The sequence below is a fragment of the Kribbella sp. NPDC055071 genome (assembly GCF_053608045.1).
In genome coordinates this window covers 99213-112997 of record NZ_JBSGUS010000014.1, presented here as the reverse complement: position 1 = coordinate 112997, position 13785 = coordinate 99213, and the positions used below count along the sequence as shown (strand labels likewise).

General features: G+C 67.4%; 13 protein-coding genes. 5 read left to right on the top strand and 8 right to left on the bottom strand.

Going from position 1 to position 13785, the window contains the following annotated elements; genetic code table 11:
- Window positions 1-14: 14 nt before the first annotated feature.
- From ACWF4Z_RS23290 to ACWF4Z_RS23270, 5 genes are all read right to left on the bottom strand, one after another.
- Window positions 15-791, bottom strand: a complete 777-nt coding sequence (locus ACWF4Z_RS23290) for a hypothetical protein (RefSeq protein ID WP_452245223.1) — start codon at window positions 789-791, stop codon at window positions 15-17.
- Window positions 788-1300 (bottom strand): SigE family RNA polymerase sigma factor, encoded by a 513-nt coding sequence (locus ACWF4Z_RS23285; RefSeq protein WP_452245222.1) that lies wholly within the window; start codon window positions 1298-1300, stop codon window positions 788-790. Before ACWF4Z_RS23285 ends, ACWF4Z_RS23290 begins: the two co-directional genes overlap by 4 nt.
- 335 nt (window positions 1301-1635) lie before the next feature.
- Window positions 1636-2823, bottom strand: coding sequence for a mannosyltransferase family protein (locus tag ACWF4Z_RS23280; RefSeq protein WP_452245221.1), 1188 nt, complete (start codon window positions 2821-2823; stop codon window positions 1636-1638).
- 109 nt (window positions 2824-2932) lie between these two features.
- On the bottom strand, window positions 2933-5200 hold the full coding sequence (locus ACWF4Z_RS23275; protein ID WP_452245220.1) for a transglycosylase domain-containing protein: 2268 nt from the start codon (window positions 5198-5200) through the stop codon (window positions 2933-2935).
- Window positions 5201-5372: 172 nt separating this feature from the next.
- Window positions 5373-6875 carry a short-chain fatty acid transporter gene (locus tag ACWF4Z_RS23270; protein WP_452245219.1) on the bottom strand — a complete coding sequence of 501 codons (1503 nt, stop codon included), beginning with the start codon at window positions 6873-6875 and terminating at the stop codon, window positions 5373-5375.
- A 248-nt stretch (window positions 6876-7123) separates the two neighbouring features.
- On the opposite strand from ACWF4Z_RS23270, the gene ACWF4Z_RS23265 reads away from it, so the two are divergent.
- The 4 genes from ACWF4Z_RS23265 to ACWF4Z_RS23250 all read left to right on the top strand — a co-directional run bounded on the left by ACWF4Z_RS23265 (window position 7124) and on the right by ACWF4Z_RS23250 (window position 10234).
- Window positions 7124-7708 (top strand): helix-turn-helix transcriptional regulator, encoded by a 585-nt coding sequence (locus ACWF4Z_RS23265; protein ID WP_452245218.1) that lies wholly within the window; start codon window positions 7124-7126, stop codon window positions 7706-7708.
- Window positions 7705-8784, top strand: a complete 1080-nt coding sequence (locus ACWF4Z_RS23260; RefSeq protein WP_452245217.1) for an inositol-3-phosphate synthase — start codon at window positions 7705-7707, stop codon at window positions 8782-8784. Before ACWF4Z_RS23265 ends, ACWF4Z_RS23260 begins: the two co-directional genes overlap by 4 nt.
- A gap of 74 nt (window positions 8785-8858) precedes the next feature.
- Window positions 8859-9407 (top strand): GNAT family N-acetyltransferase, encoded by a 549-nt coding sequence (locus ACWF4Z_RS23255; RefSeq protein ID WP_452245216.1) that lies wholly within the window; start codon window positions 8859-8861, stop codon window positions 9405-9407.
- Window positions 9404-10234, top strand: coding sequence for a DUF72 domain-containing protein (locus ACWF4Z_RS23250; protein WP_452245215.1), 831 nt, complete (start codon window positions 9404-9406; stop codon window positions 10232-10234). Before ACWF4Z_RS23255 ends, ACWF4Z_RS23250 begins: the two co-directional genes overlap by 4 nt.
- A gap of 473 nt (window positions 10235-10707) precedes the next feature.
- Here ACWF4Z_RS23250 and ACWF4Z_RS23245 read toward each other — a convergent pair whose 3' ends face one another.
- The 3 genes from ACWF4Z_RS23245 to ACWF4Z_RS23235 all read right to left on the bottom strand — a co-directional run bounded on the left by ACWF4Z_RS23245 (window position 10708) and on the right by ACWF4Z_RS23235 (window position 12399).
- The gene (locus ACWF4Z_RS23245; RefSeq protein WP_452245214.1) at window positions 10708-11013 is read right to left on the bottom strand and encodes a putative quinol monooxygenase; all 306 of its coding nucleotides are present in this window, start codon (window positions 11011-11013) and stop codon (window positions 10708-10710) included.
- A 91-nt stretch (window positions 11014-11104) separates the two neighbouring features.
- Window positions 11105-12172, bottom strand: a complete 1068-nt coding sequence (locus ACWF4Z_RS23240) for a hypothetical protein (protein ID WP_452245213.1) — start codon at window positions 12170-12172, stop codon at window positions 11105-11107.
- The gene (locus ACWF4Z_RS23235; protein WP_452245212.1) at window positions 12169-12399 is read right to left on the bottom strand and encodes a hypothetical protein; all 231 of its coding nucleotides are present in this window, start codon (window positions 12397-12399) and stop codon (window positions 12169-12171) included. Before ACWF4Z_RS23235 ends, ACWF4Z_RS23240 begins: the two co-directional genes overlap by 4 nt.
- 137 nt (window positions 12400-12536) lie before the next feature.
- Here ACWF4Z_RS23235 and ACWF4Z_RS23230 point away from each other — a divergent pair, with 137 nt between their 5' ends.
- On the top strand, window positions 12537-13751 hold the full coding sequence (locus tag ACWF4Z_RS23230; RefSeq protein ID WP_452245211.1) for a M20 metallopeptidase family protein: 1215 nt from the start codon (window positions 12537-12539) through the stop codon (window positions 13749-13751).
- The last annotated feature ends 34 nt before the right edge of the window (window positions 13752-13785 follow it).

Sequence of the window (13785 nt, the reverse complement as noted above, 5' to 3'; positions counted from 1 at the left end):
GTCGCCGGTTCCTGTCACTTGTAGTGGCAGGAACCGGCGAACTTCAGCAGCGTCGGCTCGTCCCAGGCCAGGTTGTAGGCGTTGTTGGCGACCGCGATGAGCTTCGTGGTCTGCCCTTGCCGGACGTGCACCTCGCGGCGACCGTCCTGCTTGCTGCCGCCTGAGATGATCGCCTCCTTGTTTCCGGCCCGGACCTTCGGCAGCTTGGTCCAGGGCTCGGTGTACTTGTCAGCCGTCAGGCCCTCGCCGTTGTCGCTCATTGCGGTCTGCCGGACCACGATGCTGTAGCTCACGTCGTGGTACTGCTTCGGATTCCGGAGCGCCGGGTCGTAGACCTCCTGCTGCTCCCAGTCGCCCGGGGACGTGACCTTCGCTGTCCAGCCCTTCGGGACCAGGTCGCAGGTGATCACACCGGGGAACGGCTTGGTGTTCGCGACCAGAGCGACCGGCGTGACCGGGATGGGCGGTGCCGGGCGGCGGTCGCCCGGAAGGCCACCCGGGATGAACTTCGGGGCCGGTCGGGTCGACGCTGTGGTCGGGGCGGGCGCTGTCGGGGTCGGCGTGGTTCGGGCGGCTGGGGCCGGCGTGCCGTCGTTCGTCGTACCCGAGGGGAGCAGGGACCAGCCGACGCCGACGACCACGGCAGTGGCGACAGCTGCGGTGGCGACTCCGGTGGCGCGACGGCGTCGGACGGCACGGTGGCCGCGGTCGAGGTCTGCGGAGAGGTCGGCGTCGGTGACGGCCGGCTCCGGGCCGGCGGCCTGGTCGAGCAGTTCTTTCATGTCGGTCATGAGAGGGTCTCCAGGGTTTCCAGCGGGTCGTGGAGGAGATCGCGCATCGTCGCGAGAGCGCGCGAGGTCTGCGACTTGACGGTCCCGGTCGAGCAGCCCATCAGCTCGGCGGTCGTCTGTACGTCGAAATCGCGGAAGTACCGCAGGACCACGACCGCGTGCTGCCGGCGGGGAAGCTTCGCGAGTGCCTCGAGCACGCTGAGCCGGTCGGCCGGATCCGGGCCGCGCTCGGGGATCGCGTCGTACATGTGCTCGGTGGTCGCCTCCCGGCGGCGCCACATCCGGCGGCGTTCGTCGAGGAACGCGTTGACGAGGATCCGGTCGGCGTACGGCGCCGCGCCGTCCTCCCGCCGTACCTTCGCCCAGTGCACGTACAGCCTGGTCAGCGCGACCTGGACCAGGTCTTCGGCCCAGTGTGCGTCCCCGGCTGTGAACAGCCGGGCCGTTCGCAGCATCCGGCCGCGGTGTGCTGTCACGTAGTCGAGGAACTCGGTGTCCCTGTCGCTCACGTCCAGCCCTCCCTCCGTCGGTGATCTCCACCCTGGACGTACTGGGTGACCACCTGAAGAGGTTGCATTCGGGCCCGAGACTGGCTGCTGCGGTTCGGATGGCTGCGGACATGGCGAGGGCGGCAACTCGAGGTCGCCGCCCGTCACGCACGTTTACCGACGGAGCCTGCCCCTGAAAGGTTCCGCCGGAAGTCTCACCCGCGGAGTCGATGAGGGGTGGCGGTCCCCGCCCGGACTGCCACCCCTTCACCCTTATCGACGCTCGAACCCTGTCGAGGGTTGCCTTCCCCGTGAAGAGTCCACATGCCGGACAGCGCCCGCGGCAGCCGGCTTGCTCAGCCGGTCCAGCGGCCGGTGAAGAAGCCGGCCGCCCAGATCGCGGCCAGGGGGATCGCGACCGCCAGATAGAGGCGTCCGAGCCAGGGTTTTCGGTGGGCCATGACGGCGAGGCCGATCCACAGCGGCCACCACAGCAGAGTCGCCCGGGTGAGCGAGTAGATCCAGAACGACGTACAGAATGCACCGACCGTGGCCGCGACCCAGGCCGCTTCACCCCAGGACCGGCGCCAGAGCAGCCAGGCGAGGAGGAACAGGCCGACGAACAGGGCGACCAGCTCACCCCGGAACATCCACGTCCAGTCGCTGCGATCGGCCGGGAAGTGGCCCTTGGTCGCGGCCTCGACGGTGTGGATCAGCGAGGTCCACGGCCAGGTGAATTCGCGCGCCCAGCCCTTCTCCTGCGCCTCCTGCCAGGCGAACCACGAACCGTAGATCTGCTTCAGGTAGGCCATGAAGCCGAGCACGGGTACCAGCGGCAGGGCCAGCCACGGGATCGACAGCCAGTCCCGCTTCCTGGAGGTGAGGAACTCGACCACGAGCGCGAAGATGAGGAAGATCCCGGACACCCGGACGGTGCACGCGAGCGCGACGAAGATTGCCGCGCGACCCCACCTGCCCTGCCGTGCCGCGAGCCAGCCGGGGAACGCGAACGCGCAGAACAGCGCTTCGGTGTAGCCGGCGGCGAGGAAGACTCCGACGGGAGCGCCGTACCAGATCATCGCCGCGTTCGGGCCGATGCCCTTGAGCTCGGGGAACTCGTACTGCGCGAGCCGCGCCAGGAACACGCCCGCGACCGCGCTGGCGACCGCCGACACAACGATGCCGGCGGCAACGTATCCGATACCGGTCCAGCTGACGACCCGCATCAGCAGCGGGAAGCCGGGGAAGAACGCCGCCAGCGGAGCGCCGGACGGCTCACCGTGGTTGTACCCGAACTCCGCGACCGCCTTCAGGTGCCAGACGTCCCACTGCAGCCAGGCGTGCCAGACGTTCGGGTAGTCAGTGCCGCGGTTGAACAGCAGGGGCGCCGATACCGACACCACGAACAGCCCGATCCGGGTGACCAGCCACCACCCGAGCACCTCCCGGGTCAGGGCGGTCGGCAACCAACGCTGCCACCGAGCCCCGTCCACCCGGGCTCGCCGCGCTCGACCCGACCCGGCCGCAGCCGTCCGTTCAAACACCACAGCACCGCCGCACGCCACAGTCCGCCCGAGTCACGCCCCTATCGTGCCCCATCCGTTCCACGTGGAACGGACCGATCACCTGATCGGTCCGGAGCACGCCGACCGGCTATTGTCCGCCGGCCGCCGGAGTCTTCGGAGTGTTGGTGTCCGTCGGGTTACCGGTCGGGATGGTCGGCCAGCCCGGAGGCTTCGGCGTTTTGGTCTTGGTCGGAGTCGGGGTCGGCTTCGATGGGCTGGACGCCGGCGGAGTCGGCGGCGCGGGGGTGTTCGACGGCGGCGCGCTGATCGAGGGCGGCGTGGTCGACGGGGTGATCGTCGGCGTCTTGCTCGGCGTGATCGTCGGCGTCGGGCTGTCCTTGATGGCGTCCTGGTCCGTCGGCTCCGGGAACTCGGACTTGTCGACGCCGGTGAGGGCGTCGGTCATGTAGGCCAGCCAGGTCTTCAGCGGCCAGGTGCCACCGAAGAAGGCCTTCTCGTCGGTGTAGGCATCCAGGTTGCTTTCACCGGTCTTGCCGGCCCGGTACACGACCGAGGTCGAGAGGTCCGGGGTGTAGCCGGTCCACCACGAGGTCAGGGTCGCGGAGCCTTCCTTGCAGCCGCCGCACGCCTTGTTCTTCGCACGGTCCTCGACCGCGACGCCACCCGCCGTACCGGTCTTGCCTGCCACCGGACGATCCAGATCCTTGGCGCCGGTACCGGTGCCCTTGGTCACCACGTCCTGGAGGACGTAGTTGACCATCTTCGCGACCTCGGGGTCGACCGCCTGGTTCGGCTTCGGCAGGGGCTTGAGGTCCTTGCGCTTCGAACCGTCCTTGGCCGACCAGAGCAGCTTGCCGTCCGGGCCGACCACGGTGGAGATCACGTGCTCCTCGTGGTGCAGGCCGTCGGCCGCGAACGTCGCGTACGCCGAGGCCATGTCGACCGCCGACGCGTACGGCTCCGGGCCGAGCACGGTCGACGGATTGTTCCGGCCTTGCTCGAGCACGGCGGTCTTCGGGATGCCGGCGGCCTCCGCGACGGTGACCAGCTTGTCCGGGCCCTTGTCCATCTGGTTGTCGACGAGGTCGTAGAAGGCGGTGTTGATCGACTGCTCGGTCGCCTCCAGCAGGTCGACGTCACCGTAGTCGGTGTTGAACTCGTTCTTGAGCTTCAGACCCTTGACGGTGATCGGGCTGTCGCCCTGGAGCGTGTCGTAGATCGACTTGCCGTCCGCAAGGGCAGCAGCCAGGGCGAACGGTTTGAACCCCGACCCGGGTCGTGCGCGCAGGGTCGCCCAGTTCAGCTCGCTCTTCAGGTAGTCCGGTCCGCCGTAGACGGCGAGCAGGGCGCCGTCCTTCGGGTCGACCGCGGCCATCCCGACGTGCAACTGGTCGCGCTTGTCCGGCAGTTCGTTCATCGCGGCCTTCAGCATCCGCTTCTGCTGGAAGTTGTTGAACGTGGTGGTGACCTTCAAGCCACCACCGCTGATCTCGTCGTCCTTGAAGCCGATGGAACGCAGCTCGTCGCGGGCCATGTCGAGAAGGAAGCCGTTCGGGCCCTTGAACTTGTTGCTCTTGGCCTTCTTGTCCAGCTTCGGCAGGTGCGCGGCGTACCGCGTCTCCTGGGTCTGCGTGATCGTGCCCATCTGCTGCATCCCGTCGAGGACGTAGCGGTAGCGCTCGATGATCCGCCTCTGCGTCGCGGGGTCGGTCTTGTCGACGTCGAACAGGGTCGGGTTGTTCAGCACGGTCGCGAGCAGGGCGGACTGCGGGACGGTCAGCTTCCTCGGGTCCGGCTGCTTGAAGTACGCGTCGCCGGCGGCCGAGACGCCGTACGCGCCCTCACCGAAGTAGATCGTGTTCAGGTAGCCCTCGAGCGTCTTGCTCTTGTCGCCCTGGCGGCCGAGCTTGGTCGCGATGAACAGTTCCTTGAACTTGCGGTTCACGGTCCGGTCCTGGTTCAGGTACATGATCTTCACGTACTGCTGGGTGATCGTCGAGCCACCCTGCAACTGCTCGCCGCGGGCGATGTTCCAGCCCGCGCGGATCATGCCCTGCGGCGAGATGCCCGGGTTCGTCCAGAAGGTCCGGTCCTCGGCCGCGAGCATCGCGTCCTGCACCCACTTGGGGATCTGCGACAACGGGACCGTGTGCCGGTTCTGCTCGAAGAAGGAGCCGAGCTGGTTCGTCTGGTCGGCGTAGGTGACCGTCGTGGTGTTGGTCGCGAAGGCCTTGTTCGGGTCCGGGATGTCGGTGGTCTGGTAGATGATGAAGAAGGTCGCGACGGCGCCGATGATGCCGAGGAAGAAGAGTGCGGCCAGCCAGCCGAGGATTCGCAGGGCCCAGTGCCGTTTACGGCGCGGGGCCTTCACGGCCTTTCTCCGAGCTTCACTCACAGTGCAATCCTCGACGATCTCGCGGAAGTCATTGCCCCACAGACTACGGCGGGTGTGGTAACAGGCCCGAATCCGCTCCGGATGCTAGCAAGCGATGGCGGTCAGTCACGATTCGGCCGAAGGCAGCCTTACTCAGATCTTTCGCTGGGCCGGAAGTGGGGATGGCAAGCGGTTACCCAGTGACGTGCGGTGCGAGCAAGGTCACGGCGATCAGGGCGGCCGGGAAGCACGCCAGGAACATCGTGAACGTGTAGCCCATGATGTCGCGGGCCTTCAGGCCGAGGATCGCCAGTGTCGGCAGCATCCAGAACGGCTGGAGCAGGTTCGCGCTCGCCTCCCCGAGGTCGTAGACCACGACCATCCAGCCCGCGTCCACGTGCAGGTCGTTGGCGGCCTGCAGCACGTACGGCGCCTCGATCACCCACTTACTGCCGCCACTGGGCACGAAGATCCCGAGGATGCACGAGTAGATCGCCACCAGCGGCGGGAAGAAGAACTGGTTGCTCGCCTGCACGAGCCAGCCGGCCAGCCGCGCCGAGATCCCGGTGTACGCGATCATGCCGAAGATCCCGCCGTACAAGGGGAACTGCAGCAGTACGACGGCCGCCGCGGGCGCGCCGTCTCGCACTGCGCGGGCCATCCGCCACGGACGCCAGTGCAGAAGCAGTGCGAGCAGGAAGAGGATCAGATTGACCGTGTTGAGGTCGAGTGCGCTGAAGAAGCTCTTCCCGCTGAAGTAGCGAACCAGGTAGACCGCACCGAGCAGGACGACCAGCAAACTGAACAGCGGCGAGTGTTCGAGCCAGTCTCCCGGTCTGCGCTTCGCACTGTCCTCCTCCCGCTGCCCGTTGTACGCCGAACCACGTCCGATCAAGGGGCGGAGCTCGATGCCGAGGTGTTCGGCCGTTCGCGAGCTGCCTTCGCCTGGTGCGATGAACCACGCCATCGTGACGCCGACGGCGTACACGATCAGCGTCGCCACGACTGCCTGCCAGGTGAAGATCGTGTCGCTCAGCGGGATCAGACCGCTGGCGTGACCGCCGGCCTTGATCACCTCCTGCACCGGCGCCGGACTGCTGCTCGCACTCGCCACTTGCAACGCTGCCGAGCCGGACAGGCCTTGCGCCCACACAGTCCCGAGTCCGAGGAAGGCCATGGCGCCTAGTGCGCGGTAGTCCGCCTTCGGAACGTTTCGGGCCACCTCCCGCGCCAGAATCGCCGCGAAGATCAGACTGAACGCCCAGTTCAGGTACGACGCCAGCATCGCGACCGCGGCGACGAACGCGACCGCGCTGCGTGGACTCTTCGGAATCCTCGCCAGCCTGGTGATCAACCGGGCGACGGGTCCGCTGGTGGCGACGGCGTACCCACCGATGATGATCATCGCCATCTGCAGCGTGAACGTGATCAGCGACCAGAACCCGATGCCCCAGGCATCGACCATCCCGAAGCCCTTGGTCGCGGCCGGGTCGTCCGGGCGCTTCAGCAGCGGCTCGCCGGTGATCAGCCCGAACGCGAGCACGACGAAGGTGCCGACCAGCACGAATCCGAACGCGTCCGGCAGCCACTTCTCGGTGAAGCCGGTGAACCGCAGCGCGACCCTGGCCAGCGGACCGCCGCCGCCCTCACCTGGTTCGACCTCGTGCTTGGCGTGCTTCCCATGACCGTCGGCCATGACCCTCCGCTCCTGCTTCACGACTCTGGGTATCAACCGATTAACGCAGATCACCGCCTGACGTAACAGGTTCTCCTCGCGCGCCGCGGGCGCGTTTCACCCGGCGGCCGGGTGAGCAAGGTGACAAAGGTCAAGTTTGTTAGGTGTTGTCCACACTCCTCGACTGCCTTATGGTGGCGGCACGATGTATCGAACCGATACATCAGGTCATGACAAACTGGGCAGACCTTCCGAAAGGAGGCGAGGTCATGGGAAACCGCGGTGGGGTCCTGGAGCTCGCCGTACTCGGTCTGCTGCACGAAGCGCCGATGCACGGTTACGAGCTCCGCAAGCGCGTCAACGCCCAGTTCGGCTGGGGACGCGTGCTGTCGTTCGGGTCGCTCTACCCGTGTCTGAAGGCGATGCTCCGCAACGGCCTGATCACCGCCGACTCCGGTACGCCGGAGTCGGGCCGCCGGCCGAAGATCGTGTACACGATCACCGCCGACGGCAAGGACCACTTCGCGCACGCGATGCACGACGGTGGTCCGTCGGCCTGGGAGGACGACACGTTCGGCGTCCGGTTCTCGTTCTTCGGCCGGACCGACCCGGCCACCCGGTTGCGCATCCTCGAGGGCCGCAGGGCCCGGATGGAGGAGCGGCTGGCCAACTTCCGGGCCGCAATGACCCGGACCGCGGAGCGGGTCGACAACTACACCCTCGAGCTGCAACGGCACGGCCTGGAGTCGGCCGAGCGCGAGGTCCGCTGGCTGAACGAGCTGATCGACGGCGAACGGCGCCAACAGCGGCCCCCAGAACAGCACCAACCGCCTATCCAAGGAGATTCCAGATGACCTCGATCCGCGTAGCGATCGTCGGCGTCGGCAACTGCGCCAGCTCGCTCGTCCAAGGCGTGCACTACTACCGTGACGCGAAGCCCGACGAGCGCGTCCCCGGTCTGATGCACGTCCAGTTCGGCGACTACCACGTCCGCGACGTGGAGTTCGTGGCCGCGTTCGACGTCGACGGCAAGAAGGTCGGTCTCGACCTCGCCGACGCGATCGGCGCCAGCGAGAACAACACGATCAAGATCTGCGACGTGCCGCCGAGCGGTGTCACGGTGCAGCGCGGTCACACCCTCGACGGTCTGGGCAAGTACTACCGCGAGACCATCACCGAGTCCGACGCCGCACCCGTCGACGTGGTCGCCACGTTGCGCGAGGCGCAGGTCGACGTCCTGGTCTGCTACCTGCCGGTGGGTTCGGAGCAGGCAGCCAAGTTCTACGCGCAGTGCGCGATCGACGCCGGGGTCGCGTTCGTGAACGCGCTGCCGGTCTTCATCGCCGGCACCAAGGAGTGGGCCGACAAGTTCACCGCGGCCGGCGTGCCGATCGTCGGCGACGACATCAAGTCGCAGCTCGGCGCGACCATCACGCACCGCGTGCTGACCAAGCTGTTCGAGGACCGCGGCGTCACCGTGGACCGCACGTACCAGCTGAACGTCGGCGGCAACATGGACTTCAAGAACATGCTCGAGCGGGACCGCCTGGAGTCCAAGAAGATCAGCAAGACCCAGTCCGTCACCTCGCAGCTGCGCGACGAGATCGACCCGCGCAACGTGCACATCGGCCCGTCCGACTACGTGGCCTGGCTGGACGACCGCAAGTGGGCGTTCATCCGGCTCGAGGGCCGCAACTTCGGCGACGTGCCGTTGTCGCTGGAGTACAAGCTCGAGGTCTGGGACTCGCCGAACTCGGCCGGGATCATCATCGACGCGATCCGCGCCGTCAAGATCGCCAAGGACCGCGGCATCGGCGGCCCGATCCTGTCGGCCTCGTCGTACTTCATGAAGTCGCCGCCGGAGCAGTACGCCGACGACGTCTGCCGCGACCTGGTGGAGAAGTTCATCCGCGGCGAGGTCGAACGCTGACCGCAGGACTGTGCTGATACGTCGCCCCGTTACCCGGTTCCGGGTGGCGGGGCGGCGTGCCATCATGGCGCCGGATGACCGAGATCCGCGACTACCGCGATGCCGACGCCCCGAGTTGGCTCCGCTGCCGTCTGCTCAGCTTCTTCGCCACCGAGTACTACGACGACGTCGTGGTGGACCGCCGGGTCTTCGAGAACCCTGCCCACCGACTGGTAGCCGTCGACAACGGGACTGTGGTCGGCCTGATGGACGTCGAGCTCTTCACGGACCGCGCCACGATCGATGTACTCGCCGTACACCCTGACCACCAACGCAGTGGGTTGGGCACGCAGTTGCTTGCCGCCGTGCTGCCGCGGCTGCAGGTCGGCGTACTCGACGCGTGGACGCGTGGGGATGCGTCTGCGAACGCGTGGTACCAGCGGTCGGGGTTCACCGAGAACTTCCGGTATCTCCATGTCTACAAGTCGTGGCAGGACGACGCGGACGGCTTCGAGACGCCCGAGGGGTTGGGCAAGCCGGTCACCGCGTTCATGCATGCGCCGATCGAGCTCGAGGCTTCTCTGCGCTCGCGCTTTTCCCGGGTGCATGTCTGCCGTCAATACGTGCGGGTTCTATCGACATGATGCTGCACGTCGGTTGTGCGCAGTGGACGCACGCGGCCTGGCCTCAGCCGAGTCGGGAGAAGCTGCGTTGGTACGCCTCGTGGTGCAACGCGGTCGAAAGCAACACCACCTTCTATGCCACGCCGTCGCGCTCGACCGTCGAGACTTGGGCGGCGCAGACACCGACCGACTTCCGCTTCGTGGTGAAGCTGCCGCAACTCATCACCCACGAACGTCGCTTGAACGGCGTCGAGGTCGAGCTTCGTGCGTTCCTGTCAGCGATCGAACCACTGGGTGAACGCAACCATGCACTGTGGATCCAGCTTCCCGCGTCGTTCTCCCCGACTGATCTTGGTGCGCTCGCCGCCTTCCTCCACCACGCGCCGCGCGCCCACCGGTACGCCGTGGAGGTCCGCCACCCCACCTTCTTCGACGACGCCCGAGCGGCGACGCAGCTCGAACAGCTGCTTGGCCGGGTCGGCGCCGAGTGGATCCCGTTCGACACCGGCACGCTCTTCGCGCGCCGCCCGACCAGCTTCGCCGAGCGGGACGCGTGGATGAAGAAGCCGCGGGTGGCCCGTCGCACCCGAGCCCTCACCGCGTTCCCGATCGTCCGCTACATCGGCCGCGACTCGGTAGCCGAAACCATCGCCGGCTGGGACTACCTCGTCCACCAGACGATCACCTGGCTCACCGAAGGCCGCTCCCCCACGATCTTCCTCCACACCCCCGACAACGCTGAGGCGCTGAACCTGGCCCGCCACTTCCACACCACCGTCGCCACCCACCTCCCCGACCTCGCTCCCCTCCCCACCCCCATCGAAGTGGACCCACCCACCCTCTTCTAACCGCGGAGTCGTCCAGCACGTGTTCCGATGGCTGCGGGCCGCTGGCGGAGCGCCCGCACTCACCAACCACCTCTGGAAGCAGCTGAGCCAGCCCTGACAGGCTCAAAACACCCGCCGGACTACACGCAACCGGCGGTTGATGAGTGGTGCCGGTCCGCCTCTGCGTAGCGAGCGACGACGCCACCACCGCCGCGCGCTCAGGCGCTATCGACCGTCTCCGACGACGAGCGGCACCCGGCGCGACGACGCGCGGGAACGGGAACGCGCGGGGACGCGCGGGAACGCCGGAACGGGCGGGGAACGCGGGGACGCGGGAACGGGCGGGGATGGGCGGTTGGGTCGGGCAGGCTCGCATGAACGGCGCCGTGGCGTCGTTCGACTCCGCGGCGACGCACGTCGTCGCGCCGGCCGGTGGTTGGGGCGGGCTGGCTGGCGCGGCTCGGGTGTGGCTGGTTGCTGTGGCGACTCTTGGGCTATTCGTTGGGGAGGAGGGAGGCGACTATGTCTATGCGTTGGACGGCGGGGGAATCGGCGAAGAGGGTGGCTGCGGTGGGGTTGGTGAGGGTGGTGGCGTTGGCTTGCCAGTGGGCTTCTCGGGCGGCTTCGTCGGTGAAGGCGTCGAAGATTGCGAAGCTGGTGGGGCCTAGTCGCAGGCCGAACCAGACTGTTGCCAGGCCTTCTGCGCGGACGTGATCGATCGCGGACTTCAGCATTGCCTCGACCTCGTCGACGCGGTCCGGCTTGGCCTCGACGCGGATCAGGAATCCCTTGGACAGCATGCGTCTCCTACTTCCGTAGTGATCGGTAGGCAAGTAGCTTAAGCCACTTGCCTAGCGATCGCTAGATAATTCGGATGGGCGGCGCGGACTGTTAGGCGCCACGTCGGATGCCGCCTTCGCGGCCGGGAGTGCGGGCGGTTGGTGGAGAGACCGTTCCTGCGGAGGTCGGGAGAAGTTGGGGTGGGGTGACTCCGGACAGTGCGGTCTGGATGGGGGTTGGCTCACGGTTGCCTGGGATCAGGCGGATGGGGGTGATCGGTGGAGGTGGAGGGAGCGCGCACGCAGTGGGGTCTGGGGTGAAGGTGGACTCGGCGGTGTGAATCGCGTGGCTCAGGTGTTGGAGGAGTTGGTTGGCGGCGGATCGGGACTTGGCGGCGGCGTGGTCGGAGGGGTCGGCTTCGTAGGCGGTGAGGTGCTCGAGGCCGCGACGGAGGAGGGCTTCGAGGTGGTTGCGAGTGTCGGCCCCGGCGGACTCCAGCTCGGGGAGCTGGGTGGAGTTGTAGACGATGCTGACCAGGAGCGGGAACTGGCCAGCCGCGGTCTCGCGGTTGAGGACGTCGAGGACCTGGCCGGGGTAGAGCTCGCTGCGCGCCTCGAGGTCCGTGGTGAGTCGGCGGACCGCCGGCACGAAGGCGGAGTAGTACCCACCGGCTTCGACCTTTTCGATGCCTGGGGCAACTTTGTCGATGCCTAGGCGAGCGATGTACTCGTCGAGGTGGTCCTGCGCCCAGGCCTCCGCGACCCCCTCCTCCAGCTGGCGACTGCCAGGCTGGACGAACGCTTGTCGGGCATCCTCCTGGGTCGCACCGGCCGGTCCGAGGAAGTGGGCGTGCTCGTGCAGCAGGGTGGCCAAGGATTCGCGGTAGCTGACGAGCACCGGGATCGACTGCTGCTCTCCGGCGTGCTCGTACAGCTGCTCGAGTGGGTCGAGGATGCACTCGCGATCGAGGTACAGCGTGCCGTCCCAATGGGCGAGCCCGAGGATGCTGCCACTGGTCTCGACGACGTGGCCGGTCCAGGCGGATCGGTCAGCGCCGGACAGGTCGAGTGCCACCTGACCACTCCAGGCCAGGAGCTCATCCAGCGAGGTCGGTGCGGCTCGGGCGTCCGCGGTCGGACCTTGGTGTGCCGCTCGAACGGCGGTCAGCCCCGCGGTCACGAGCGGAACGCGATCGCGAGCCGGACAAGGGAGTCCGCGGTCCGGCGCAGGCGGAGCTGCTGCGCGGGGCTGTCGCTCGCTGCCGCACGTCGACCCAGCTCGGCGATGAGCCAGTCCGCCCTGGCTTGCCGCTCAGCTCGTGTCGACCCAGCTGCAGGTCCACCGCTCGGTGCGGCGTGATCCGCCGACGTGCTGGGCGACGGCGTACCCGAATTCGAGTGCTCCATGGTGTGTCCTCCCGAGGTTTGATCTCGGCGGAGAACATATGGAGATTGACCCCGATCCCGACGACGAACTTTCTACCTGTGGATAACTGCCACGGGTACGGTGACGGGACTCGGATCATGCGCTGGAGGGAGTCGTGGTGGGGACGGTCGCGGATGGATTGGTGGCGGAGGCGGCTGGGGTTGCGGCCGGGCTGGTGGGCTTGCGGCGGGAGTTGCACCGGATTCCCGAGGTCGGGTTGAAGGTGCCTCAGACGCAGGCGATGGTGCTGGATGCCTTGGCCGGGTTGCCGCTGGACCTCAGCCTCGGGCACGACGTGACCTCGGTGGTGGGTGTGCTGCGCGGTGGTCAGCCGGGTCCGACAGTGTTGCTGCGGGGTGACATGGATGCGCTGCCGGTGGTCGAGGAGACCGGACTCGAGTACGCGGCGGACAACGGCAACATGCATGCCTGCGGCCACGACCTGCACACCGCCGGGTTGGTGGGTGCCGCGCAGCTGCTGAGCGCGCATCGCGATGAGTTGCACGGGAATGTGCTGTTCATGTTCCAGCCAGGCGAGGAAGGGCTGGGCGGCGCCGGGTACATGCTGCGTGAGGGTTTGCTGCAGGCAACCGGTGACAAACCGATCGCGGCGTACGCGGTGCATGTCTGGTCACAGGAGGCGAAGGGCCTCTTCCAGATGCGACCGGGGACGATGATGGCTGGGTCGAATCAGCTGCACATCACTGTGCACGGCAAGGGTGGGCACGGTTCGTCGCCGGAGAAGACGATCGATCCGGTCCCAGTCGTGGCGGAGCTGGTCCTGGCGTTGCAGACCTATGCGACTCGGCGCGTCAACGTATTCGACCCCGTGGTGATCACGGTGACGCAACTCGAGGCCGGTGTCGCGATCAACGTCATCCCGAACACGGCTCGGCTCGGAGCGACGGTCCGGACGCTCTCGGATGCGATGCTCCAGCAACTTTCCCAAGAGCTGCCCGCACTGGCCGAGCGAATCGCGGCGGCGCACGGCTGCACAGCAGACGCAGAGCTCGTGCCGCAGTATCCGGTCACGGTCAACGATGCCGGGCGTACGGCGGAAGCCTCCGGCGTGCTGGGTGAGCTGTTCGGAGCGGATCGGGCGCAACCGATGGCGAACCCGTTGATGGGTTCAGAGGATTTCTCGATGGTGCTGACCGAGGTGCCCGGGACGTTCATCATGCTCGGTGCGCGCCCGGACGACGTGGACCCGGACAACGCACCGTCGAACCACTCGAGCATCGTCCGCTTCGACGACGCCGTGCTCGGCGACCAGGCCGCCGCCCTCGCGCGACTCGCTACCCACCACCTGATGCCTGCGGTGGGGAAGGCCTGAGGCTGGCCGGCCCGCCAGAGGTCGGCCAGCCTCA